Consider the following 25,413-nt stretch of genomic DNA (forward strand, 5'->3'; position numbering starts at 1 on the left):
ATTGTCGTTATGTCTGAGCAGCAGTGGAGAGTCAGTAATGCATAACCAAGCTCCCATTAACCGCCGCAAATCAACACGTATTTACGTCGGTAATGTGCCTATTGGCGATGGTGCACCGATTGCTGTGCAATCGATGACCAACACCCGTACCACCGATGTTGAAGCGACGGTTAATCAAATCAAAGCGCTGGAGCGAGTGGGTGTCGACATCGTTCGCGTTTCAGTTCCTACTATGGACGCAGCCGAAGCGTTTCGCTTGATCAAACAACAAGTCAACGTCCCACTGGTTGCCGATATCCATTTTGATTACCGCATTGCATTGCAGGTTGCCGAATACGGTGTTGACTGCCTGCGCATCAACCCGGGCAACATTGGAAATGAGTCGCGCATCCGTTCGGTAGTTGACTGCGCGCGCGACAAAAACATTCCGATTCGTATCGGGGTGAATGGCGGCTCGCTGGAGAAAGACATCCAGGAGAAATACGGCGAACCAACACCGGAAGCGTTGTTGGAATCAGCCATGCGACACGTCGATATTCTTGACCGCCTCAATTTTGATCAGTTCAAGGTGAGCGTAAAGGCCTCTGATGTGTTTCTGGCCGTACAGTCTTACCGCTTGTTGGCTGCGCGCATCGATCAACCGTTGCATTTGGGCATTACCGAAGCGGGTGGCGCACGCAGTGGCTCGGTGAAGTCAGCGATTGGCCTGGGTATGCTGTTGGCTGAAGGGATTGGCGATACGCTGCGTATTTCATTGGCGGCCGATCCGGTAGAAGAAGTGAAAGTCGGCTTCGATATTCTGAAATCATTGCGCATCCGTGCTCGCGGCATTAATTTCATTGCCTGCCCAACCTGTTCGCGTCAGGAATTCGATGTCATTGGCACAGTCAATGCACTCGAGCAACGCTTGGAAGATATTATTACCCCAATGGATGTTTCTATTATCGGTTGCGTGGTGAATGGGCCAGGCGAAGCGCTGGTGTCTACATTGGGTGTTACCGGTGGGCACAAGAAAAGTGGTTTTTACGAAGATGGTGTTCGCCAGAAAGAACGCTTTGATAACGAACAGATGATCGACCAGTTGGAAGCGAAAATCCGTTCCAAAGCAGCAATGCTTGATGAAACTAACCGTATCGCGATCAACCTGCTGGAAAAATAAATAAGCGATACTCAAGTGACGTCGAGATGCAGGTAGCAGCAACCCTCCAGCATTATTAGCTATACCTGAAGGCGATGAACATAACCGGCACAGCGGGCCTTTTAGCCCGCCGATTCATGGATCCGGGGACTTTAACTGTGCATCCACGTTGAACAGCGGATGGTAAAGTCCCTATAATCGGATTCATTTTTATTTAAAACGGACAGAGAACTCACGTGGCAAAAAACATTCAAGCCATTCGCGGCATGAACGATTACCTGCCGGAAGAAACGGCACTGTGGCAGCGAATTGAAGGCACTCTCAAGCAAGTGCTGGGCGGCTATGGGTATAGCGAGATCCGGTTGCCGATTGTAGAGCAGACCCCGTTATTTAAACGCGCAATCGGTGAAGTCACCGATGTGGTTGAAAAAGAGATGTATACCTTCGAGGATCGCAATGGTGAAAGCCTGACGCTGCGGCCGGAAGGGACTGCTGGCTGCGTACGCGCCGGTATTGAACATGGTCTGCTGTACAATCAGGAACAGCGTCTGTGGTACATCGGCCCGATGTTCCGCTATGAGCGTCCGCAGAAAGGGCGCTATCGTCAGTTCCATCAGCTAGGTGCAGAAGTTTTTGGTCTTCAGGGCCCAGACATTGATGCCGAGCTGATCCTGCTGAGTGCCCGCTGGTGGAAAGCATTAGGCATTGCGGAACACGTCAACCTGGAGTTGAACTCCATCGGTTCGCTCGAAGCAAGAGCCCAGTATCGTGATGCGCTGGTCGCTTTTCTGGAACAGCATCAGGATAAACTAGACGAAGACTGTAAGCGTCGCATGTACAGCAACCCGCTGCGCGTACTGGATTCTAAAAATGCGCAAGTACAGACCCTGCTCAACGATGCACCACGTCTTTCCGAGTATCTGGATGAAGGATCCAAAGAGCACTTTGCAGGGTTGTGTGAACTTTTGCAGCAGGCAGGTATCCCATATACCGTTAACGAGCGTCTGGTGCGTGGCCTGGATTATTACAACCGCACGGTCTTTGAGTGGGTAACCACCAGTCTGGGTGCGCAGGGTACAGTTTGTGCCGGAGGCCGTTACGATGGCCTGGTCGAGCAATTGGGTGGGCGTGCTACACCAGCAGTCGGTTTTGCCATGGGTATGGAGCGTCTTGTGCTGTTGGTTCAGGCGGTGAACCCTGATTTCAAGGCACCGGCAACGATCGACGTTTATGTGATTTCCTCCGGTGTCGGTACGCAGAGTGCAGCCATGCTATTGGCCGAACATGTGCGTAATGCAGCGCCGCAGATTAAGTTGATGACCAACTACGGCGGCGGCAACTTTAAAAAACAGATCACCCGTGCAGATAAATGGGGGGCACGTATTGCCCTGATCCTGGGTGAGAATGAAGTGGCGGCGCAGCAGGTTGTGGTTAAAGACCTGCGTAGTGGTGAACAAGAAACGCTGGCGCAAAGCGAAGTCGCTGCGCGTCTGGCTTTGATGCTAGGTTAAGGAGAAGGACACCGTGGAAGTCTATACCAGTGAGAATGAACAGCTTGACGCCGTGCGCCGGTTCTTTGCTGAAAATGGCAAAGCTTTGGCTGTGGGTGTTGTGCTCGGTATTGGTGCCCTGCTTGGCTGGCGCTATTGGCAGAGCCACCAAAACTCCAGCATGATGGCTGCCTCCCAGTCATTTGAACAGGCAAACACAGCACTGGCAGCCGGTAAAACCGAGGGTGTGGCCGCTGCAGAGGCATTTATCCAGGCCAACAGCAACAGCTATGGCGTTTTTGCCGCGTTACATCTGGCGCAGTATTTTGCTCAACAAGATGACTTCGCTAAAGCAGAGCAACAGCTGTTAGTGGCACAAAGCCAGGCTAAAGATGAAAACCTGCAGGCGATGGTTAACCTGCGCTTGGCTCGCGTTCAACTGCAGCAGAAAAAGCCGGATGAAGCGCTGAAAACGCTTGAGGGCGTTAAAGGCGAAGGCTGGATAGCAATGATGCAAGACGTGCGTGGCGACGTACTGTTGGCGAAAGGTGATGTCAAAGGCGCTCGTGAGGCTTACAGCAAGGGTATTGAATCCAATACCTCTCAGGCGCTTGCAGCAATGATGCGTATGAAATTGAATAACTTGTCCAGCTAAGGGGAATTCCCATGCAATTGCGTAAAACACTCTTGGTCGGGCTGGTTTCCGTTGCCTTGCTGAGTGGTTGCTCGCTGTTTGGCGGCGAAGAAGATGTGGTGACCATGTCACCGCTGCCAAAAGTTGAAAATCAGTTCACACCAAACAAAGTGTGGAGCACCTCGGTTGGCAATGGTATTGGTGAGTATTACTCCCACTTGCGTCCCGCCTACCAGGACAATACCGTCTATGCTGCCGATCGCTATGGCGTGGTCAAGGCATTGGATTTGACCGACGGTAAAGAAAAATGGAAGGTCGATCTTTCTGAGAAAAAAAGTTTCTTTGCCAGTAATCAATCTGCATTGTTATCTGGTGGCTTAACGGTATCCGGTTCTAACGTTTACATCGGCAGTGAGAGAGCGGTAGTTTTCGCGCTTAATACTCAAGACGGTAATGTGGCATGGCAGACCAAAGTAGCGGGTGAAGCGATTTCCCGCCCGGTGGTTGCTGATGGCATGGTGCTGATCCATACCACTAATGGCCAATTGCAGGCTTTGAATGAGGCTGACGGTGCCATCAAATGGACGGTCAACCTGGATACTCCTACGCTGTCATTGCGTGGTGAATCAGCCCCTGCGGTTGCCTTTGGCGCAGCAGTTGTTGGTGGCGACAATGGTCGCGTCAGTGCCGTGCTGATGCAGCAGGGCCAGTTGATCTGGCAGCAGCGCGTTTCCCAGCCAAGCGGTGCAACGGAGATCGACCGCCTCAACGACATCGACACCACTCCGGTGATTGTTGATAACGTCGTCTATGCATTGGGTTACAATGGTAACCTCACCGCATTGGATCTACGTTCCGGTCAGATCATCTGGAAGCGTGATATGGGCTCGGTTAACGATTTCATCGTTGATGCAGGCCGTATCTATGTGGTCGATCAAACCGATCGTATCGTCGCCTCCAACGCTGAAGGTGGTGCGAAAGTGTGGGAGCAGAACGATCTGCTGCACCGTAATCTGACGCCACCGGTGCTGTACAACGGTTATCTGGTCGTCGGGGATTCGCAAGGCTATCTGCACTGGGTCAATACGACCGATGGTCGTTTTGTGGCACAACAACAAGTGGACAGCTCCGGTTTCCTGTCAGCGCCTATCGTTGCGGGTGATAAGTTACTGATCCAGGCGCGTGGCGGCAAAGTGTATGCCTTCACGCGTTAACAGGTTGTAGACCCGGTAGATTGCAAATTGTGGCCTATGATGTACCGACAGTGCTGCAATTTGAAAGATTAAGGGGATAACGGCTCCTGACCTTCAGGGGCCGTTTCGTATTTTAAAACTATGCTGCCGCTGTCTATTGCGCTGCATGGTAACGCTTTGATTATCAAGTAATGAGGCTTCAACCATGATACCTGTCGTCGCGCTGGTCGGGCGCCCGAATGTGGGTAAATCCACCTTGTTCAACCGTTTAACACATACGCGCGATGCGCTGGTGGCGGATTTCCCCGGGCTAACGCGAGACCGCAAGTATGGTCGTGCTGAAGTGGAGGGCAACGAATTTATTATTGTCGATACCGGGGGTATTGACGGAACGGAAGACGGCGTAGAGACCCGAATGGCTGGCCAGTCGCTGCTGGCGATTGAAGAAGCCGATATTGTGCTGTTCATGGTGGATGCTCGCGCCGGACTGATGCCTGCCGATTTAGGCATTGCGCAGCACTTGCGCAGCCGTGAGAAAGCCACGTTCGTAGTCGCCAACAAAACCGACGGCATCGACCCTGATATGGCCACTGCTGATTTCTACTCGCTGGGGCTGGGTGAGGTTTATGCGATTGCCGCTTCCCATGGTCGCGGTGTGGCGCAACTGATCGAACATGTTCTGGTGCCTTTTCTGCCGGAAAAACCGGAAGAAGTTGAACTGACGGATGAAGAGGCCAATGCTGCCTACTGGGCCGAGCAGGAGGGTGAAAACGATCAGGACGGCGAGGATGAAGAGCCTGAGGACGATTTCAACCCACAGGATCTGCCGATCAAACTGGCGATTGTAGGCCGGCCTAACGTAGGCAAGTCGACACTGACTAACCGCATCCTCGGCGAAGAGCGTGTTGTGGTGTATGACATGCCGGGTACCACCCGCGACAGTATCTATATTCCAATGGTTCGTGATGAGCGCGAATACGTGTTGATCGACACCGCTGGGGTACGCAAGCGTGGCAAGGTCACCGAAACCGTTGAGAAGTTCTCGGTAATTAAAACGTTACAGGCTATTGAAGACGCCAACGTGGTGTTATTGGTTATCGATGCGCGTGAAGGCATTTCCGATCAGGATCTGTCACTGCTCGGCTTTATTCTCAACAGTGGGCGCTCGCTGGTGATTGCGGTCAATAAGTGGGACGGCATGAGCGAGGAAGATCGTGAGCACGTAAAAGAGATGCTCGATCTGCGTTTGGGCTTTGTCGATTTCGCCCGTGTGCACTTTATTTCTGCGTTGCACGGCAGCGGTGTGGGCAATCTGTTCGAATCGGTACAGGAAGCCTATGAGTGTGCGACACGTCGCGTTAACACCTCAATGCTCACCAAAATTATGCAGATGGCCGCTGATGACCATCAGCCGCCGTTGGTGCGTGGCCGTCGCGTGAAGCTGAAATATGCCCATGCCGGTGGATATAACCCGCCGATTGTGGTGATCCACGGTAACCAGGTAAGCGATCTGGCAGATTCTTACAAACGCTACCTGATGAATTATTTCCGTCGTTCACTCAATGTGATGGGCACCCCCATCCGCATTCAGTTCAAAGAAGGTGAAAACCCGTTTGCGGGTAAGCGCAATACCTTGACCCCGAATCAGATGCGTAAGCGTAAGCGCTTGATGAGCCACCTGAAGAAATCCAAATAATATACTGGTCAGACTTCAAGCTGCATGGGTGTTGGCTGCGTCTGACTACTCGGTCCGTCCATGGGCCTCGCCCCTACTGGGCCAGCGCAAGCGCTGTTCAAAAACGTATTGCGTTTTTGTCATGCAACTCGAATTATTTAGAGTATAGAAACAGGGCGTGGAAATAAATCCGCGCCCTGTTTTTATCCAGCTTAATTCGTTCTATTATTTGCCGATAACCTACTCTTTATCCCCAAGTTACTACAGGTTGCAGGTAGTCGGCTGTAACTCGAAGGCCGATGGGGGTATCTCCTTACGAAGGAACGTCATGTCCTGGGAAACCTGGGGTTTTGCATTCAGCGTCACCGTCCCCAATTTGTTGATGCTGCTGTTGGGTATTCTGCTGCGCCATTTACGGCTGATGGACGATCGCTTGATCGACGGGGCCAGTAAACTGGTGTTCAACATGGCGCTTCCTTGCCTGCTGTTTTTCAGTATCGCCTCCAATCATCCGCACTTGAGTGATAACCTTGCTCTGGTGGTGTTCGGTGCGATAGGGACGGTGACCACTTTCCTGCTATTGGAAGTGTCGGCCAAATGGTTGGTAGCAGAACCACGCGAGCGCGGCGTGTTCGTACAGGGGGGATTTCGCTCCAATAGTGCCATCGTCGGTCTGGCTTATGCCATGACTGCTTATGGCGAAGAGGGGATCGCCATTGCCTCTTTGTACCTGACCGTTACGGTGATCCTGTTTAATGTGTTATCGGTGATCACCCTGACGCGTAGCCTCCATGGTGGGCAGGGCCAGAAGATCAAACGTCTTTCCTTGTTGCGCAGCATCGTGACTAATCCGCTGATATTGGGGCTGTTAAGCGGGTTGGCTTATGCACAAACCGGGCTGGGAATTCCCCAGGTCATCAAGCAGACGGGCAGTTATATCTCAGGTCTTTCATTACCATTGGCCTTGTTGTGTGCGGGAGCCAGTCTTGAGCTGCGGTCGATGTTTCGTTCTTCTAATGTCGCGGCACTGTCGTCAGCAGCAAAATTGTTTCTGGTACCGACGCTCATGACGCTGGGCGGATGGTTATGCGGTTTTCGTGGTACAACGTTGGGGATTATTTTTATGTTCTCAGCCACGCCGACCGCTTCCGCCAGCTATGTAATGACACGCGCCATGGGGGGGAATGCGACACTGGCCGCGAATATTATTGCGATCACTACCGTAGGGTCCTTTTTTACCACCGCGTTGGGGATCTATTTTTTACGCTTGTGGGGCGCTATTTAGCCCAGGAGAAAAGATGGACGCATTATGTCCGGTTTGCACTCAGCAGATGAACTGGCAGGATGGGCATTTTCATTGCCAGACCTGCAACAGCGACTATCGGCAGCTTGCCGATTGCCCTGACTGTGGCGTGCCATTGCAGGAATTGAAAGCCTGCGGAGCCGTGGATTATCTATGCCAACATGGTCACGGCCTGATCTCAAAAAAACGGGTGAAGTATCGTTACCAACTGCTTTGACAGCTTCAGGCATCATAAAGCCGGTGGTGGTGCGTACTCACTGCGGGCGTCACTTTATTTGGGCTGAGGCGTTTTACCGAATCCTGCACCACCAGCCTTCCTTGTAATAGCATATTGCATGGTGGTGCGCTCGGGCGCAGCATCCGGCGCTGCAATAGGGCGATAGCCTCAATGCCTAACTCATCACGCGGCACGTGCACGGAGGTCAGTGCTACGTCGTGGATCTGCGCCAGATTAAAGCCGTCAGTACTCATCACTGAAATATTCCCCGGTACGCTAATCTGCATTTTTCTCAGCGCATTGACTGCGCCAACCGCCATATAATCGCCACCGGCCAGGATCGCCGTCGGTAATTGTTTGGGATCGCTGATACCGTTGATAAAAGTGGTAATTGCCTGTTCAGCCTCTTCGCTGCCAAAACCGGAGGTAGTCACCAAATATCGGCTATCGTCAAACGGAATATTATGGTGCGTGTAGGCCTGCTTGATACCTGCCAGACGCAGCTCCATGGTGTTGCGCCGTAGACATTGCAAATTAAGAATGCGGCTGTGGCCTTGCTGGAAAAGATAGTTGGCCGAGTATTCCCCAATCAATTGATGATCGGGGGAAACGCTGTCCAGCCGCATTTGGCTGTCAGTGCAATTAATCAGGATACAGGGTTTGTTCATGTCTGCCGCCAAGGTGTGGATATGCTGATCGTCAATGCCGATGATCAGCACGGCCTCTGTCTGCGGGTCGTTCATTTTCTCCAGAAACAGCGCACTGTCACTGTTCGTCTCTTCTAACCCGCAATAGCGGATCCTAACATCATGTTCTGCCAGCGCCGCGGCGATCCCCTGGATCACCTTGTAGTAGAAGATATCGGTACGCACATCGAAAGCGCGCTGAGGAGCAAACACCATTACGTTATTCAGCATCAGCCTGCCGCTGGAAATCCCCTGCAGTATCCCGTTCTGCTGTGCACATGCCAGTACCTGTTGCCGCGCCTTGGCACTGGTATTGGATTTGCCTGCCAGCACACGTGAGACGGTGCTGATCGAAAGCCCGGTCTGGTGAGCAATTTCCTGTATTTTCAGCTTTCCGTTCATTTTGTGATCCCCTTCAAATTAGGCTGTGAGAATTTTTTCACGGCCTTTATCTGTCTTTAAGACGGCTTTCCAATGCAATAATGGCGATATTTAAACTCGCTCGTGAAAATTTTTGCAAAAAACACCATTTCGCTTGTTCAATCTGCTGGTTACGCTGCTGTGGTACACCAATTTTATAGATTTATCAGTCCAATTCATTGGTCTGGAATATAAGTAAAACAATATTAAATCATAGGGTTATCACAGCATTGATGTTGCGTTTGTGATGGTTGTCGCAAAAAACGCTGTTAACACCTCCGATACCAAAGTGTGCTCTACCTACAAGGCGCATCGTCGCCACGGAGAAACATATGAGTGTAGAAATCAGTCAAACGGTTGCACACAGCACCCGGCGTAAATTCAAATCACTGCGCTGGTGGATGCTGGCTTTGTTCCTGCTGGGCGTGACGGTCAACTACATTACCCGTAACTCGTTAGGGATTTTGGCTCCAGAGCTGAAAACCAGCCTCAATATGACCACTGAGCAGTACTCTTGGGTGGTCGCCTCGTTCCAACTGGCTTACACCGTATTTCAACCGATCTGCGGTTGGTTGATCGACGTTATCGGCCTGAAAATGGGCTTCCTGATTTGCGCCAGTATTTGGGCGGTAGTGTGTATGTTGCACGCCGGAGCAGGTACTTGGGTTCAACTGGCAATCCTGCGCTTCTTCATGGGTGGGGCAGAGGCAGCAGCTACACCGGGCAACGCCAAGGCGATTTCTGACTGGTTCCCGAAAAAAGAGCGCCCCATTGCTGCCGGTTGGGCTGGCGTTGGTTTCTCGATTGGTGCGATGCTGGCACCGCCAATCATTGTGATTGCGCATGTTTCCTTCGGCTGGCAGGGCGCTTTCCTGTTCTCCGGTGCCTTGGCGTTGGTTTGGGTCGTTCTGTGGTGGGTGTTTTACCATTCGCCACAGCAGCACCCTAATCTGAGCCAAAAAGAATTCGATCTGATCCACGAGGATAACGAACCGGTACTGCCAAAACTGCCTTTCTTCAAATCCCTGGCGATTTTGTGCAAGAACAAGAAATTCTACGGTATTGCTATCCCGGCATTTCTGGCCGAACCGGCCTGGGCAGTATTCAGCTTCTGGGTACCGCTATATCTGGCTACCGAGCGCGGTATGGATCTCAAGCAGATCGCCATGTTTGCCTGGTTGCCATTCCTGGCGGCAGACATCGGTAGTGTTGCCAGTGGTTATCTCACCACCCTGTATCGTAAATGGTTTGGCTTTACTCGTGTTAACTCGGTGGTGGCTAGCTCGGTGACCGGGGCCTTTATGATGGTGTCGCTGGCGTTTGTGGCAATCACCAAAGATCCTTACATTGCCATTGCGCTGATTTCCGTTGGTGGGTTTGGCCATCAGGTGATCTCCTGCATGTTGAGCGCACTGGTAGTGGAATCCTTCGATAAGAACCAAATGGCTACGGTGAATGGTATGCGTGGCTCCAGCGCCTGGATCGCCAGCTTCTTGTTCACACTGTTGATTGGTGCGGTCTCCGATACCATCGGCTTTAATCCGCTTTTCGTCGCCATGGGCTTCTTTGACCTGATCGGCGCCATGTTCCTGATTGGCTTGATCGCGGAACGTGGCAAAAAACCATCACCTTCTGTTTAAGTTGGACTTATATGAAAACGTTAAAAAACTGGACGTTGGCGGGGGAGTACGCCGACCGAGTAGAACTGCGGGTGGATGAGCGCCACCTGTTCTGCCTGTATGTCCTGGAAAACAATCTGTTTCGCGTGCTGATCAAGCGCAATGGCGAATTGGCTTTGGACCGGACCTGGAGTATCGCCCCGCAGGGTGATGTGCCATGGGAAGGGCGTGAACGCCTCAGCGTGGCCGGTTTCGGTTTGCCGGGTTACCAACTGCAGCAGCAGGAGGAAACCTTGACGGTGGCAACTGCGCAACTGCGTGTGACAATTCACCAACCGCTGTGGCTGGAATGGGAGTATTGCAACGCAGAGGGTGAATGGTTGCCGCTGGCGGCGGATCGTCCAACCAGCGCTTATTTGCTTAACGCGCACGGCGACGGTGTGGCGCACTACCAACGTCGATTCAACGGTGAGCGTTATTACGGGCTGGGTGAGAAAACCGGCGATCTGGAACGTTCAGGCCGCCGTTTTGAGATGCGCAATCTGGATGCGATGGGGTATAACGCGGCGAGTACCGACCCGCTGTATAAACATATTCCATTCACCATCACACACCGTGAAGACGTTAGCTTCGGGCTGTTCTACGATAACCTGAGTAGTTGCTGGCTGGATCTGGGTAATGAGATCGACAACTACCATTTGGCTTATCGCCGTTATCAGGCCGAGGCGGGCGATCTGGATTATTACCTGTTCCTGGGGCCACGCGTACTGGATGTGACTAAAGCGTTTGTGCGCCTGACCGGTAAAACGCATTTTGGCCCCAAATGGAGCCTGGGCTATAGTGGTTCCACCATGCATTACACCGATGCGCCGGATGCCCAACAGCAACTGCAGAAGTTTATTCAGCTTTGCCGCGAACATGCTATCCCATGTGATTCGTTCCAACTCTCTTCCGGTTATACGTCGATAGCCAACAAGCGCTATGTCTTTAACTGGAACTACGACAAGGTGCCGCAGCCTCAGCAACTGAGCCAAGCGTTCCACGACGCCGGGCTGAAACTGGCGGCGAATATCAAACCCTGCCTGTTGCAGGATCACCCACAGTATCAGCAGGTTGCCGAACAAGGTCTGTTCATCCGCGATTCGCAAAGTGACAGCCCCGAACGTTCCAGCTTCTGGGATGATGAAGGGTCACACCTCGACTTTACCAATCCGGCAACGGTGCGCTGGTGGCAGAAAGGGGTGACCGAGCAATTGCTGGAAATGGGCATCGATTCCACTTGGAATGACAACAACGAATATGAAGTGTGGGACGGTGAAGCGCGTTGCCACGGTTTCGGCAAGCCGATTGCCATCAAGCATATTCGTCCGGTTATGCCATTACTGATGATGCGCGCTTCCCTTGAGGCTCAGCAAAGGTTTGCACCGCACCTGCGGCCTTATCTGATCTCCCGCTCAGGCTGTGCTGGCATGCAGCGCTATGTGCAGACCTGGAGTGGCGACAACCGTACCAACTGGCAAACCCTGCGTTACAACACCCGTATGGGGCTGGGGATGAGCTTATCCGGGTTATATAACGTCGGTCACGACGTGGGTGGATTCTCTGGTGATAAACCGGATGCGGAACTGTTTGTTCGCTGGGTACAAAACGGCGTAATGCATCCCCGCTTTACCATTCACTCGTGGAACGATGATGCCACCGTCAACGAACCCTGGATGTACCCGTCAGCAACGCCAATGATCCGTGAGGCGATCAATCTGCGTTATCAACTGATGCCTTACTTTTACACGCAGCTATGGCAGGCCAGTGCCGATGATGAACCGATGCTGCGCCCGACCTTCCTCGATCATGAACACGACAAGCGTACCCTGCGTGAGAGCGATGATTTCCTGATTGGCCGCGATCTGCTGGTGGCCAGCGTAGTAGAGCAGGGGCAGCGCCAGCGTGAGGTCTATTTACCTGATAATGGGGAAGGTTGGTACTGTTTCTACACTGGTCAGTGGTTCAGTGGGGGGCAGACTATTGTGCTTAACGCGCCGCTGGAGCGCTTGCCATTGTTGGTTCGTGCCGGGGCAGGTTTGCCGTTGTCACAACGTTTGGGGCATGTGGATATCGCCGCGGACGATAACCGCCAGCTACGGCTGTTCCCTACCAAGGGCGCTGGCTGCTCTTCAGGGCTGTTGTTTGAGGATGACGGCGAAAGCTATGGTTGGCAGCAGGGGAACGCGCTGTGGCTCCGCTGGGAGGCGGTGAGTGATAACCAGCGTATTACGTTGAACATCACCACCGAGGGGGACTTTAAACCGGCGTGGCAAACGCTGAATATCGTTCTGCCCGCAGGCGAGACGCGTGAGCTGTGGGTGAACGGCGTTTGCCGTAATACCTATACGCTGTAGTTGATGTTTATCCTAACCCTCTAATGGGGGTTAGGATACTAGGCTGTTATTCCGCCGTGCGTTTTTTGCGCGGCTTTTTCGCCACGGTGATGGTTTTCACTTCGCTTTCCACCCAGCCATCCTGCAGACGGGTGGTTAACATTTCCCCGACCTGTGCCTGCTTGGTGGTTTTCAGTAATTCACCACGCGGCGTTTGCGTCACGCTGTAACCACGCGCCAGCGTCGCCAATGGGCTGACCGCTTCCAACTGGCTACAGGCGACGCCAAAGCGCTGGCGATAAGCATTGAGCTGGCGTTCCATTCCTTGCTGCAAGCGGTATTCCTGCTGCTGAATACGCTGTTGCAAACGGTGAATTCTGTTCATCGGCTGTGACTGCGCCAACCGCTGCTGAACGCGCTCGCTGCGCCGTGCGGAAAAGCGCAACTGCTGCTGCATACTCTCTTCCAGGCGGCGCTGTAGCTTCAACAGCAGTGTCTGCTGCCGCGCCAGACGCAGGTGAGGATGCTGTTGCTGTAAACGATGATTGATGCGGGTGAATTGCTGCTGGCGCTGCGCCAGATAATAGTCCATCGCCATTTCCAGCCGCTGCTGCTGTGACTGCAACTGGCGCAACAGCTCCAACTGATTGCGGCTGACCAGTTCAGCGGCGGCAGAAGGGGTTGGCGCACGCAAATCAGCAACAAAGTCGGCAATGGTAACGTCGGTTTCGTGGCCGACGGCGCTGACAATCGGAATACGGCTGGCAAAAATTGCCCGTGCTACACGCTCGTCGTTAAAGCTCCACAAATCTTCCAGCGAACCACCACCACGGCCCACGATCAGCACATCACATTCAGCGCGGCGGTTAGCGGTTTCGATAGCTTTCACGATTTGCAATGGCGCTTCTGCACCTTGCACGGAAGTGGGGTAAATCACAATCGGCAGGGAGGGATCGCGCCGCTGCAACACCTGCAGAATATCGTGCAGTGCCGCACCGCTGGCGGAAGTGATCACCCCAACGCACTTGGCAGGGCTTGGCAGCGGTTGCTTGAACTGTTGATCAAACAGACTTTCTGCAGCAAGGCGCTGCTTCAACTGCTCGAACTGCTGTTGCAACAGGCCGTCACCGGCAGGCTGCATGCTTTCGGCTATCAGTTGGTAATCACCGCGTGGTTCATACAGAGTGATGCTGGCGCGAACCAGAACCTGCTGACCATTTTGCGGGCGGAAAGTTGTGCGGCGGTTGCTGTTACGGAACATGGCACAACGCACCTGCGCACGGTCATCTTTCAGCGTGAAATACCAATGGCCGGAGGAGGGCTGAGAGAAGTTGGAGATCTCGGCAGAGAGCCAAATCTGCCCCATTTCCATTTCCAACAGTTGGCGAACCGTCTGGTTAAGGCGGCTTACGGTAAAAATGGACGGTGAAGTAGGTAGCGACATGTGACCCAGATCAAATTTCAAAACAACCACTTAATTTGCCGATACTACAGCGCTTCAGAAGGTAATCAAGAGTTTTTGTGAGAAAGTGCTGGAGGCAACCGATTACGCTCTGTATAATGCCGCGGCAATATTTTATCTTTTCCGCATCCACCCTGGTGAGATATTGCCCATGCTACGTATCGCTAAAGAAGCTCTAACGTTTGACGACGTTCTCCTGGTTCCAGCCCACTCCACAGTTCTGCCTAACACTGCAGATCTCGGCACACAACTGACCAAAACTATCCGCCTGAATATCCCTATGCTGTCCGCAGCCATGGATACCGTAACCGAATCTGGTCTGGCCATTGCGCTAGCGCAGGAAGGCGGTCTGGGCTTCATTCACAAGAACATGTCTATCGAGCGCCAAGCGGAAGAAGTCCGCCGCGTGAAGAAACATGAAAGCGGCGTGGTCACGGACCCACAGACCGTAACACCTTCAACAACTCTGGCAGAAGTTAAGGAACTCACCGCACGCAATGGATTTGCCGGTTATCCGGTGGTTACCGAAGACAATGAACTGGTCGGGATCATTACCGGCCGTGACGTGCGCTTCGTGACCGATCTGAACCAGCCGGTTACTGCGGTGATGACGCCAAAAGAGCGTTTGGTGACCGTCAAGGAAGCCGAGGCGCGTGAAGTCGTGCTGCAGAAAATGCACGAAAAACGCGTTGAAAAAGCGCTGGTGGTTGACGATAGCTTCCATCTGCTCGGTATGATCACGGTAAAAGATTTCCAGAAAGCAGAGCGTAAACCTAACGCCTGTAAAGATGAACATGGCCGCCTGCGCGTTGGTGCTGCGGTGGGAGCTGGTGCCGGTAACGAAGAGCGTATTGATGCGTTAGTCGCTGCTGGCGTTGATGTGCTGCTCATCGACTCTTCCCACGGCCATTCCGAAGGCGTGCTGCAACGCATCCGCGAAACCCGTGCCAAATATCCCGATCTGCAAATCGTTGGCGGTAACGTTGCGACTTCAGCCGGTGCCAAAGCACTAATGGAAGCGGGCGTTAGCGCGGTAAAAGTGGGGATCGGCCCGGGTTCTATCTGTACTACCCGTATCGTGACTGGCGTCGGTGTGCCGCAGATCACGGCTATTGCCGATGCGGTGGAAGCGCTGGAAGGAACCGGTATTCCGGTGATTGCTGACGGTGGTGTTCGTTTCTCTGGCGATATTGCCAAAGCCATTGCCGCCGGGGCTTCCTGTGTGATGGTGGGCTCAATGCTGGCGGGTACAGAAGAGTCCCCAGGTGAAATCGAACTGTATCAAGGCCGTTCATTCAAATCCTATCGCGGCATGGGTTCTCTGGGCGCGATGTCCAAAGGTTCCTCAGACCGTTACTTCCAGACCGATAATGCCGCTGATAAATTGGTGCCGGAAGGCATCGAAGGCCGAGTAGCTTACAAAGGTATGTTGAAAGCGATCGTACACCAACAGATGGGCGGCCTGCGCTCCTGTATGGGCCTGACCGGTTGCGCTACCATCGATGAGCTGCGTACCAAGGCTGAGTTTGTTCGCATCAGCAGTGCCGGTATTCAGGAAAGCCATGTGCATGATGTGACCATTACCAAAGAATCACCTAACTACCGCATGGGCTAATGCTTTGCTCTCCTCTGCGGGGGAGAAATGGGGTGAGAGAAACATTCTCATCCCTAATACCCTTTTTGCTCGTTTTCTCTGTTGCTGGAATTTTTCCCACATGACAAAAAATATTCATAAACATCGGATCCTTATTCTGGATTTCGGTTCGCAATATACCCAACTGATTGCCCGCCGTGTGCGTGAAATCGGTGTGTATTGCGAACTCTGGGCCTGGGACGTCAGCGAAGAGCAGATCCGCGAATTCAACCCTAGCGGGATCATCCTTTCCGGCAGCCCGGAAAGTACCACTGAGTTGAACAGCCCACGGGCACCTGAATATGTGTTTACCGCCGGTGTGCCCGTGTTTGGTATCTGCTACGGTATGCAGACCATGGCTGTGCAACTGGGTGGCCACGTGCAGGGCTCCAATGAGCGGGAGTTCGGTTATGCGCAGGTGGAAATCACCAGTAAAAGTGCACTGATCCGTGATATCGAAGACGCGATCAGCCCGGCTGGCAAACCTGTGTTGGACGTGTGGATGAGCCACGGCGACAAAGTGACTGCTATTCCGTCTGACTTTGTGACCATAGCCAGCACCGATACCTGCCCGTTCGCCATTATGGCTAACGAAGAAAAACGCTTCTACGGCGTGCAGTTCCACCCGGAAGTGACCCATACCCGCCAGGGGCAGCGCATCCTGGAACGCTTTGTACTGGATATTTGCGGTTGTGAAGCATTATGGACGCCAGCCACCATTATCGAAGATGCCGTTCAACGCATTCGTGAGCAGGTCGGTGAAGACCATGTGATCCTCGGTTTGTCCGGCGGTGTGGATTCTTCCGTTACCGCGATGCTGTTGCACCGCGCCATCGGTAAACGCCTGACCTGTGTGTTTGTGGATAACGGCCTGCTGCGCCTGAACGAAGCCGAGCAGGTACTGGAAATGTTCGGCGACCATTTCGGCCTGAACATTGTGCACGTTCCGGCAGAAGATCGCTTCCTGAGCGCGCTGGCCGGGGTTGATGAACCAGAAGCCAAGCGCAAGATCATTGGCCGCGTGTTTGTTGAGCTGTTCGACGAAGAAGCTTGCAAGCAGAGCGAGGTGAAATGGCTGGCGCAAGGGACTATCTACCCGGATGTGATCGAGTCCGCCGCTTCCGCTACCGGTAAAGCACATGTGATCAAATCGCACCACAACGTGGGTGGTTTGCCGAAAGAGATGAAGCTGGGGCTGGTCGAGCCGCTGAAAGAGCTGTTCAAAGACGAAGTACGCAAGATTGGTCTGGAACTGGGCCTGCCATACGCTATGCTCTATCGTCACCCGTTCCCAGGGCCGGGTCTGGGCGTGCGCGTATTGGGCGAAGTGAAAAAAGAGTACTGCGATCTGCTGCGCCGTGCCGATGCGATCTTCATCGAAGAGTTGCACAAAGCCGATCTTTACAACAAGGTCAGCCAAGCGTTCACCGTGTTCCTGCCGGTGCGCTCTGTTGGAGTGATGGGCGATGGCCGTAAGTACGATTGGGTAGTTTCACTGCGTGCGGTAGAAACCATCGACTTTATGACTGCGCATTGGGCACACCTGCCTTACGATTTCCTCGGCCGCGTCTCTAACCGCATCATCAACGAAGTGAACGGTATTTCCCGAGTTGTCTATGATATCAGCGGTAAGCCACCGGCGACGATTGAGTGGGAATAAGTCTTTAGCTTCCACTGAAGGTCAGTGATGTGTTAAAAAGCCAGTAAAATCAAATGATTTACTGGCTTTTTTGTTTTCTGAAAGCCACCGGGTTCCATGCTGTTCCTGCTATTTTTACCGTAAAATTTGACGGTAAAAAATTTTCCCTGATGTGATAGAGTCGGATTTTTACCGTTCAATGCGACGGTAAAAATCCAATCGGCTATCAGGAGGCGCAACAGTATGCTGACGGAAACGAAACTGAGATCTTTGAAACCAGGCGATAAGGTCTACAAAGTGGCTGATCGTGACGGGCTGTATGTCACTGTTGCCAAGTCAGGCCTCATCACTTTCAGGTACGACTACAAAATCAATGAGCGTCGTGAAACGCTGACAATGGGTAAGTACCCCATCCTTTCACTTGCTCAAGCACGTGAAAAACTGATTGAAGCCAAAAAACTGTTAGCACAGGGCTCATCCCCTGCTGTAGAAAAGCAACGGCAGAAAGAGCAGACAAAATCGACCTATTTTGGCGACTGGCTTGAACGCTGGTTTCAGGATGCAGACTACAAGGACAGTACGCGCAATATTGTCGAGGGCATCATCAAGCGCGATGTCAGACCAAAGTTCAGCAAAAAGCTGCTAAGTGAAATCACCCCGGATATGCTGCGCAATCACTGTGAAAAGATTAAGGATAGGGGAGCCTCAGCGTCTGCCGTCAAGACACGCGATATTGTGGGCAACGTATTTACCTACGCCAAAGCCAGGGGCGTTAAATGCGAAAACCCAGCAGACCATGTGGCCCCTTCGACTATTGCGACGTTCAAACCCAGAGACAGGGCCTTATCCAAAAGAGAAATTGGCCTGTTTTTTAATACGCTGAAAAATGCTCAAACGTCCCATGCGCTGAAGGTGGCGCTCAAGATAGTCATGCTGACCATGATCAGAAAGAACTCCATCGTCAACGCTACTTGGGATGAAATAGATTTTGTTACGGCAGAATGGGTGATTCCAGCCGAAAGAATGAAAGCCAGCCGCCAGGGAGCAGGGCGTCCGCATGTCGTCTATCTGTCCCACCAAGCTCTGGATCTGCTCATGCAACTGCATATTTTGGCGGACGGCTCCCCGTTTGTTATGCCAAGTTTCGGGCAATCTCAGCACGGAACAATAGCGCTGAGTTCTCTTAACCGTGCGGCGAATCATGCGATTGCGCTAGCTCAAAAGCAGGGCTTGCCGCTGGCTGATTTTACTATCCATGATATGAGGCGCACAGCATCCACGCACTTGCATGAAGCCGGTTACAACTCGGATTGGATTGAGAAAGCCTTGGCTCACGAGCAGCGAGGAGTGAGGGCGGTGTATAACAAGGCTGAGTATGCGGAGCAAAGAAAGCAGCTTTTGCAGGATTGGGCCGATATGGTGGATCGGTGGGTTGAAGAGTATAAAGTGTAGAGTTGCTATGCTTATAACACTATGCTTTCAGAATTTTTTAGAGTTAACCTGAAAGCAATATACGCGAAGCAGGCACAGGATCATCTAAGCAAGACGAACTAAGGTCAAACTTTTTACCTAAGCTGATAACTTTTTCTGATGTCTCTTAGTTTTCCGTCCCCAGATAAGATGAAGGTTTTACTGTAACTTGGTATGTATCCGAGCTCGTCTTCATTTTTTTTATTTCTATAAGAGTTTTTAAAAGTCCGCTGAATATTCACTTGGATAGCAATATCTACATTCAGTGTATTGCAAATTAATTTTAAAAACTTTAGCGACACTAGTGCTAGGCGACCAGAGCTGATATATGAGTTTGAGTCATTAGGCTTATCTTCGCTCCAGTATGTATTTTTGAGGCATAGGCTATCGTTAGATGACAAGCTATAGGTTTTGTAATCGTCACAATGTTTGACTTTAATTTGTTCGGTTACAAATTTTTTTAACTTATATGGCTGTGCGGATATTATACCAACAAAAGGATCATTTGATTCAATATCATTGTTTTCACCTTCTGTAATCAACCATTCTTTACATTGAAACTTGTTTATTTTTCCATAAGCATCTTCAGTTTTGCAAAAGTTAACCAAATGACACTCATGCATATGATTGTCGAAGTTTGCTATAGTAGACAGCAGTGACTGACTGAGATGCTTGGGTACTAAAACACATGAGAATGATACATGTTCATTTCTTTCATTCTTATAATTGTCCCAACTTCCATTAACGTTCAGCCAAGTGGGAAAATCATCACTGACAACTAAGTGATCGAGAAAGTCTGTTTCAATAATCTGCCATTGCCAATCTTTATCGCATTTATTGTTTAGCCATTTTGGCGTTTCAAGCGGCATAGGGTCTCTAAACTCAGCTAGTAGAGCATTATTTTTATTAAGAATGAGGTGTCCACTAAGCCAATCCTCCCAAAAATCAACATCATAATCTTCATCTTTAATTACAGGCATTGAACCTAACAACATTGATGCTACTTCAAGCATAAGGTGGTAAGAGATGTAGAAAGGATAGCTATCAATTTGCGGATAGCTTGAATGCGAGTGATATGTATCTCGATAGTTTCTTCTACTTTCCCAAAGTTCAGCTCTTGAGTCTACCAAATGTGACGACCCAAAGCTCATTTTCCATTGATTTAGTAATACATATTTTGCAAGGTCCTCCACTTGTGGCCCTGATACACCAAAAACACGACCTAGTGGTTCGAACCAATACCTATCAAAATCATGAGCAAACCAAACATCAGGTAGCACGCCTAACTTTCCTGTTTTATGCCAAGGAGTATCGACACGGTATCGATATTTATTTTCGTTTATAGTGGGGTGCTGAGTTGTACAAGCCCGCTGAATCTTATCAGCTAAGGTATCTTCAAAAATATCGGAGCTGTAATTTTGTAACGCTAAACATATTTGCTTAGCATAGTATTGAAAAAATATTCCTTGTTCGTTATTGATAGCTATGGTGGCAAACGAGTCCTTACTGCTAACCAACAACTCCGGAGATTTATGAACGCATCGTGTCAAAGCGACAAGCAAATATAGCTTGGCGTGCAAGTCATAAAACTCATATTTTGTTGGAATATATGATGGAGGTAGCCCTTTGATATAACAATCTAGCAGTAAATTAATCTCATTTTGGCAATTAAGATCATACAGTCTCGTTACTGCGTGTACAGCTTTCCACCGTTCCTCAGCGTGAGGCGAACCTAGATTTGCATATATATAGCAGGCGACTGCATGAGGAAGGCCGCTTGGTAATTGCTTGTGTTTATTCCAACTACCATCAGCATAATCTTCATCAAGAAAATTTTCAAGCCTTGCAAGCCCAAAATCAATTATTTCTCGTGCTTGTTCCACAGTTAACTTGTTGGCGCTGTAATGTGCAAAACTAAATAAAACTCTAGATGACTCAATATCGACTGAATTTGAAAGACCTATGTTAACGCCATCTTCAATTGCGTCATTGGTAGCTTCATTCATTAGGAACCCACCTAACACATAATGTCTTTCATATATCTCCGTAAACTTACTTGGAAATCGAGAGGCTATATGTTTTATGGCGATATTCCATTGTTTTTGGACGGAAGCTTTGTTTTTCCAGTCCTCAGATATTTGTTCAAATGCCCACCTCAAATCAAAAAAATCCAATTTTTCTGAGTGGACTATGATGTTTAAGAACGAACCTAACTTTCTAGATGTTACTTTCTGGAAGCAACCTTGCCAAAAATTATCAGTTTTTCTTGGATAACCTTGATTTTCAAAATATTGATACGCATTTGTGAAGCCACCATCGGTTAATAAATCAAATTGCCCATAAAGCATATTCCACGGATACTCTTCATCCTTGTCTTTTTTTGAGCTACTTGGTGAATAACTTGATTTGTCTTGCCTATCAGAAATAGCCAACTGTTTAAGTTCTTTTTCAGGTAAGCACTCTAATACAAATTTGTTAGCCAATTTTTTGATTTTTGCCCATTTATCACCAGTGTATCCGCGTATTCTTAAATCCCGAATATAGTGATTCAACATTTTCTGTTGATTAGCCTTTACAGGCTCATTCGCAAGACATTTTTCTAAAAATTTTTCTAGGCCATATTCCCACGAAAATGCAGATAATGACCACAGTGCGGCTGGGGGTGCCAATTCTGAATCTATTGCACTGTGTGCAAGAGGATATATTTGTCTATCATGCAAACCAACGTTTCTGTCTTTCCATCGATGTAAAATAGGAAATGCTGACTTTGCTGACAATTGGAAACAAGTTGAAACAGCATCGTTTCGATCCCAGTATTTTTCCCTTGCAACAGAGTCTCCAATCATTTCTGCACATCTCATATATCGGTGTGAAAGTTCAGGATTATCTTTCTCTATCTGTGCACTACGCTTGGCAATAGAAGTTAAGGCTTCCCAACGTATAACACCTTCTTCACCAAACTCAGTGGCTTTGCTTAGTGCTTCGTCAAAATAGGCGGCGGCATCATCTCTACCAACAGTAAGAACCGCCCTAGATAACTTAATAAAGTGTTCTGAACGTGTTTCGGGTGGTTCATCGTAGTCATAACTATTTAAACGTATGCGACAACGATCTTCAATAGACTCGCTTAGTGCGATAAATTTATCGCTTCTACAGCTAACTCTGAGAAGGTAAAAATCATCAAGAAATGATATTTTCAGTTTGTTGCCGATATAGCTTTCAAAGAACAACTCTTGCTCAGTCGAATAACCTGAATTGCAAAATAAAATATTTTGAAATTTTGCTTTGGTGCTTTCAAAAGGTACTGGTTCATACTCTCGATAAGAGTTATATCCCATTTTGGATGACAATAAATTCGCAGTTTCATGCTCTTCTTTTAAATCTATATCTAATCCAGATAGAGCTTTAGCTCTCACCATATACCAAGGTAAAAGCTTGCCAATTAGTTCCTTCGCTCTTTCCAGTTTACGCTTGTCTTCGTATGTATCATTTTTGCTTTGCCAGTTTTTTGGAATAAAGTCATCGAAAATGAGAGCAAAGTCGTTTTTTAAAATTGCTTGAAGTGACAAATAACGTAAAAAGTTCTCTCTTGCATCATCATACTGATGATCGTCAGCTACTCGATAAAGCATAGGAGCATTATAGTAATAGTTTACTCCTCTTCTGATGTTAGAAGCGGGCAAACGATGAATGGCACAAGCCTCAAAAAATGACAAATAAGCGCCATTTGAAAATCTAGTATTATGAATGTCATTACTAGGTTGATCTATCCTAGTTTTAGGTTGAATAATTCGGTTAAGGCAACGAGTTAGGCAGCTCCTTGAAGGTGTTCTTCCTACTTTCATTAGCTCTGAAGTAACAGCTATTATAAAACTTGGATCGTCTTTTCCGTAACTAGCCATTAATTCAATATTTTCGAAGTCGCCAACATCTATCAGTCTTTCAAGCAAGTCAGATGTAACTCTGTAGATACAGCTAGGTGGTGTCCATGAGAGCAGGAAATCAACACACTTTTTATAGCCATTAATCCTGTACTGAGTAAAAGCTAACTCTAAGATTTCTATATCTTCAAGCTTCCCATCGAACCTTTCTTCTTCATTCTTTGCTTCATCTCGTTTTTGGAAATAACGACGAAGCCAATGATTAGCAGACCGAAAATAATTGTATGCTTCGCCTTTCAATGAGGGAATGGTAGATAGCAACGACGCTGCGTACACAATTTCTGAACCATCCCAGTTGCCACTAAGCTCTTTTCTATGGGCTAACTCTTGTACGCGGTCTGGCGTTAAAAAAATTGCTGCCAAATCTATATTGTTAGTCAAGATACTGAGTTGTCGATCATTGCCAGCGATTTCTTCACCCGCCAGAAGTGCCAGCTTTACTGCTTCGTAGGTTTTACTAGCTTTGAGTGCTGCTTTAAAAGCGTATTGCAATCTTTGCACTTTAACCTGGTTATCATCGTATTTACTGATTGAAGGAAGATATTCATTAGATAATGCCAACTCCACAAGTTCATCTAGCTGATTTGCTTTAAGTAACAGAAGAGGAAGCGCCTCCGATACATAAGGAAATTCAGTCGCCAATGGCTTAATAGCTTGAATGAAGGTGTATATTTTTTCAGGTGTCGCAGAGTAGTTGTCTTGGAACCACTTCTCCGTTGGTTCATCCCTGAATTGAACAGTGTCATCTATTTGCCATAAAGGGTGCCCCAAGTCGGCGATAAAACTTTTTACCGAGTCCTTTGATACATCAGCTGCATTTGCCAAAACACTTATCGGAACAAATGGTGGCAATACTGCAAGTCCAGTACAAATATTGTCGATGCTATTTCTATAGTTCTTGGGGAATTTATCCTTTACTCTTTCGATTGACTGCTCTAATTGCTTTTCAATCAAGTCCTCAATGGTAACTGTTTTAGTACCGAAAGATAGCAGTAGTTTGCTTAACGACGATGTTTTTAGTGACAGTGAACTAGACTGCACTCGAGGATTTCCACCTGTTAAACGATTGAACTCTATTGCCTGATCTTGGGTTGCAGTTAGAAACTTAGTTTGTAAGTTCGCCAGCGTTTCTTCATTTGAAAATGTAGACAGCTGTAATCGATTAATTGTGCTAGGTGGATCAAGAAGAGCTAATCTCTCAGGTCTACAAGTAAATACTAATCTACAATTATCAGGCACCATCTCTTTCAGGAGGCAGTTTACGAAACAAGTCGCTCCTTGCTCTTCGGCTGCCATTTCAGCATTATCTGCCGCATCAAATATTATGACTAAAAGAGCAGTCTCATCTTGTGATTTAAGTGTATTACAAGCTTCGCTAATTCTGCTTAAAAATATTTTTGTCCAGTATTCATCCGGTTCATTTCTTGAAGGTATAACCTGGTCACACATCCCCTCTTTAGCTAAAGTGTTTATAATTTGAGTGTAGGCGTGTTTAGCCTCATGACGTTTAGCACTGATTCTTCGGTAACTACCGTTACCAAAACAGTCGTATGCAACAACTACGGATGTTTCGTTAAACTCCGTGGTAATATTGTTACTTAGTATCGATTTTCCGACACCACCGCTTGCAGTGATTACGGTATGAGTTGTTGCCGCTCTTATTGATTTGGCAATGCTGGTTTGTTGTTCTCTTGGAATATAGTTTTTGATCGGCTCAAATAATGGTGGAGCTGGGAAAAAGTCATCCATATTTATAGCATCGAATGCTTCCAACATGTCCTCTCGTTTGATCACCTTAGACTTGCCAGGCTCAATTTTTTCCCAAACCTTAGCTACTAGCAGTTTTTCCCTATCGTGAATATTTCTTGAAACAGTTAACTTATACAGTTCTTTATGGATATCAAACTTTTGCTCGTCGTAATTGCCTTCTGAGTCGTCTAGGTTTAGGCATTGGCAGAACTGTTTAAGTTTAACACCTTTGAGTTTTGTATAATTTTCTATGGTACTTATGAAGCCTTTGGGGGCAGCTTCGCCGTCTGCTAATTTTTTAACGTTTTTTTTAAAATAATTTGAAATTAAGCGATTCGTTAGAACCGTTATTTTGATACTGGTAAATTTACCTTCAGACTTCTCTAAAGCCATAAAACGCTTTGCAAAGCCTTCTATGGTTTCCTTTAATTTGGACAACGTGAAAGGTTCGCTTACTCTCACAGTAGAGTGCTTTAACTGAAAATACTCTACAGACCTTTCTCCGCCTTCAGACTCGCGGTATTCCGCCAAATCTACAACACATTCACCAGCTAGCTTGGATTCCTTCGAGCCTTCAATAGTTATTTGGGTTAAGTCGGTATTGAAATCTAAAAGTTTTAGACAGCGTTTTACAGCCCACCTATAGTGGAAAATATCACCCGCTCTAGAGAAGTGAATCAAGTCAGAGTTTTTGTGAATTTCCATGCTTTCTTATTACTTCCTTCAACTAATCAATCTGGTAAATGATAGTCGCTTGATGAGTGGATGG

The 25,413-nt window shown here is 49.0% G+C and carries 15 protein-coding genes; 12 read left to right on the top strand and 3 right to left on the bottom strand.

Translation table 11 applies throughout. The features are described 5' to 3' along the window. The first annotated feature begins 37 nt into the window (after positions 1-37). From ispG to SAQUA_RS07095, 7 genes are all read left to right on the top strand, one after another. Positions 38-1,159, top strand: coding sequence for a flavodoxin-dependent (E)-4-hydroxy-3-methylbut-2-enyl-diphosphate synthase (gene ispG / locus SAQUA_RS07065; protein WP_380672039.1), 1,122 nt, complete (start codon positions 38-40; stop codon positions 1,157-1,159). 215 nt (positions 1,160-1,374) lie between these two features. Further along, complete coding sequence (hisS, locus tag SAQUA_RS07070; RefSeq protein WP_380672041.1) at positions 1,375-2,649, top strand: histidine--tRNA ligase; 1,275 nt, start codon at positions 1,375-1,377, stop codon at positions 2,647-2,649. A 13-nt stretch (positions 2,650-2,662) separates the two neighbouring features. Then, entirely contained in the window at positions 2,663-3,283 is a 621-nt protein-coding gene (locus tag SAQUA_RS07075; protein WP_380672043.1) for a YfgM family protein, read from the top strand. 11 nt (positions 3,284-3,294) lie between these two features. Then, positions 3,295-4,476: an outer membrane protein assembly factor BamB gene (gene bamB / locus SAQUA_RS07080; RefSeq protein WP_380672045.1), complete on the top strand. Its 1,182-nt coding sequence runs from the start codon at positions 3,295-3,297 to the stop codon at positions 4,474-4,476. A gap of 184 nt (positions 4,477-4,660) precedes the next feature. Continuing rightward, positions 4,661-6,151 carry a ribosome biogenesis GTPase Der gene (gene der / locus SAQUA_RS07085; protein WP_380672047.1) on the top strand — a complete coding sequence of 497 codons (1,491 nt, stop codon included), beginning with the start codon at positions 4,661-4,663 and terminating at the stop codon, positions 6,149-6,151. Between the two features lie 307 nt (positions 6,152-6,458). Next, positions 6,459-7,415 (top strand): AEC family transporter, encoded by a 957-nt coding sequence (locus tag SAQUA_RS07090; protein ID WP_380672049.1) that lies wholly within the window; start codon positions 6,459-6,461, stop codon positions 7,413-7,415. 13 nt (positions 7,416-7,428) lie between these two features. Continuing rightward, a complete protein-coding gene (locus SAQUA_RS07095; RefSeq protein ID WP_380672051.1) occupies positions 7,429-7,650 on the top strand; it encodes a zinc ribbon domain-containing protein in 222 nt (73 codons plus the stop codon). Between the two features lie 5 nt (positions 7,651-7,655). On the opposite strand, the gene SAQUA_RS07100 is transcribed toward SAQUA_RS07095, so the two are convergent. After that, positions 7,656-8,738, bottom strand: coding sequence for a LacI family DNA-binding transcriptional regulator (locus SAQUA_RS07100; protein ID WP_380672053.1), 1,083 nt, complete (start codon positions 8,736-8,738; stop codon positions 7,656-7,658). Between the two features lie 350 nt (positions 8,739-9,088). Here SAQUA_RS07100 and SAQUA_RS07105 point away from each other — a divergent pair, with 350 nt between their 5' ends. Both SAQUA_RS07105 and SAQUA_RS07110 read left to right on the top strand, forming a co-directional pair. Then, positions 9,089-10,396, top strand: a complete 1,308-nt coding sequence (locus tag SAQUA_RS07105) for an MFS transporter (RefSeq protein WP_380672055.1) — start codon at positions 9,089-9,091, stop codon at positions 10,394-10,396. 11 nt (positions 10,397-10,407) lie between these two features. Beyond that, a complete protein-coding gene (locus tag SAQUA_RS07110) occupies positions 10,408-12,771 on the top strand; it encodes a TIM-barrel domain-containing protein (RefSeq protein ID WP_380672057.1) in 2,364 nt (787 codons plus the stop codon). Positions 12,772-12,817: 46 nt separating this feature from the next. Here the strand turns inward: SAQUA_RS07110 and xseA are convergent, their stop codons facing one another. After that, a complete protein-coding gene (xseA, locus tag SAQUA_RS07115; RefSeq protein ID WP_380673605.1) occupies positions 12,818-14,194 on the bottom strand; it encodes an exodeoxyribonuclease VII large subunit in 1,377 nt (458 codons plus the stop codon). 169 nt (positions 14,195-14,363) lie between these two features. Between xseA and guaB the strand changes: the two genes are divergently transcribed. The 3 genes from guaB to SAQUA_RS07130 all read left to right on the top strand — a co-directional run bounded on the left by guaB (position 14,364) and on the right by SAQUA_RS07130 (position 18,936). Continuing rightward, positions 14,364-15,827: an IMP dehydrogenase gene (gene guaB, locus SAQUA_RS07120; RefSeq protein WP_380672059.1), complete on the top strand. Its 1,464-nt coding sequence runs from the start codon at positions 14,364-14,366 to the stop codon at positions 15,825-15,827. Positions 15,828-15,927: 100 nt separating this feature from the next. Further along, positions 15,928-17,505 carry a glutamine-hydrolyzing GMP synthase gene (gene guaA, locus SAQUA_RS07125; protein WP_380672061.1) on the top strand — a complete coding sequence of 526 codons (1,578 nt, stop codon included), beginning with the start codon at positions 15,928-15,930 and terminating at the stop codon, positions 17,503-17,505. A gap of 222 nt (positions 17,506-17,727) precedes the next feature. Continuing rightward, positions 17,728-18,936, top strand: a complete 1,209-nt coding sequence (locus tag SAQUA_RS07130; RefSeq protein WP_380672063.1) for a tyrosine-type recombinase/integrase — start codon at positions 17,728-17,730, stop codon at positions 18,934-18,936. Positions 18,937-19,049: 113 nt separating this feature from the next. On the opposite strand, the gene SAQUA_RS07135 is transcribed toward SAQUA_RS07130, so the two are convergent. Next, positions 19,050-25,349 (bottom strand): hypothetical protein, encoded by a 6,300-nt coding sequence (locus SAQUA_RS07135; protein WP_380672065.1) that lies wholly within the window; start codon positions 25,347-25,349, stop codon positions 19,050-19,052. Between the last annotated feature and the right edge of the window lie 64 nt (positions 25,350-25,413).

Origin of the sequence: Serratia aquatilis (genome assembly GCF_044865145.1) — a bacterium.
In the GTDB taxonomy this organism is placed as follows: Bacteria; Pseudomonadota; Gammaproteobacteria; order Enterobacterales; family Enterobacteriaceae; genus Chania; species Chania aquatilis.

What these genes read in the sequence shown, in the direction of transcription:
- guaA (WP_380672061.1), top strand. Translation starts at nt 15,928, where the DNA reads ATGACAAAAAATATTCATAAACATCGGATCCTTATTCTGGATTTCGGT.
- SAQUA_RS07105 (WP_380672055.1), top strand. Translation starts at nt 9,089, where the DNA reads ATGAGTGTAGAAATCAGTCAAACGGTTGCACACAGCACCCGGCGTAAA.
- xseA (WP_380673605.1), bottom strand. Translation starts at nt 14,194, where the DNA reads ATGTCGCTACCTACTTCACCGTCCATTTTTACCGTAAGCCGCCTTAAC.
- SAQUA_RS07100 (WP_380672053.1), bottom strand. Translation starts at nt 8,738, where the DNA reads ATGAACGGAAAGCTGAAAATACAGGAAATTGCTCACCAGACCGGGCTT.
- SAQUA_RS07090 (WP_380672049.1), top strand. Translation starts at nt 6,459, where the DNA reads ATGTCCTGGGAAACCTGGGGTTTTGCATTCAGCGTCACCGTCCCCAAT.
- guaB (WP_380672059.1), top strand. Translation starts at nt 14,364, where the DNA reads ATGCTACGTATCGCTAAAGAAGCTCTAACGTTTGACGACGTTCTCCTG.
- SAQUA_RS07110 (WP_380672057.1), top strand. Translation starts at nt 10,408, where the DNA reads ATGAAAACGTTAAAAAACTGGACGTTGGCGGGGGAGTACGCCGACCGA.
- SAQUA_RS07095 (WP_380672051.1), top strand. Translation starts at nt 7,429, where the DNA reads ATGGACGCATTATGTCCGGTTTGCACTCAGCAGATGAACTGGCAGGAT.
- ispG (WP_380672039.1), top strand. Translation starts at nt 38, where the DNA reads ATGCATAACCAAGCTCCCATTAACCGCCGCAAATCAACACGTATTTAC.
- der (WP_380672047.1), top strand. Translation starts at nt 4,661, where the DNA reads ATGATACCTGTCGTCGCGCTGGTCGGGCGCCCGAATGTGGGTAAATCC.
- SAQUA_RS07135 (WP_380672065.1), bottom strand. Translation starts at nt 25,349, where the DNA reads ATGGAAATTCACAAAAACTCTGACTTGATTCACTTCTCTAGAGCGGGT.
- bamB (WP_380672045.1), top strand. Translation starts at nt 3,295, where the DNA reads ATGCAATTGCGTAAAACACTCTTGGTCGGGCTGGTTTCCGTTGCCTTG.
- SAQUA_RS07130 (WP_380672063.1), top strand. Translation starts at nt 17,728, where the DNA reads ATGCTGACGGAAACGAAACTGAGATCTTTGAAACCAGGCGATAAGGTC.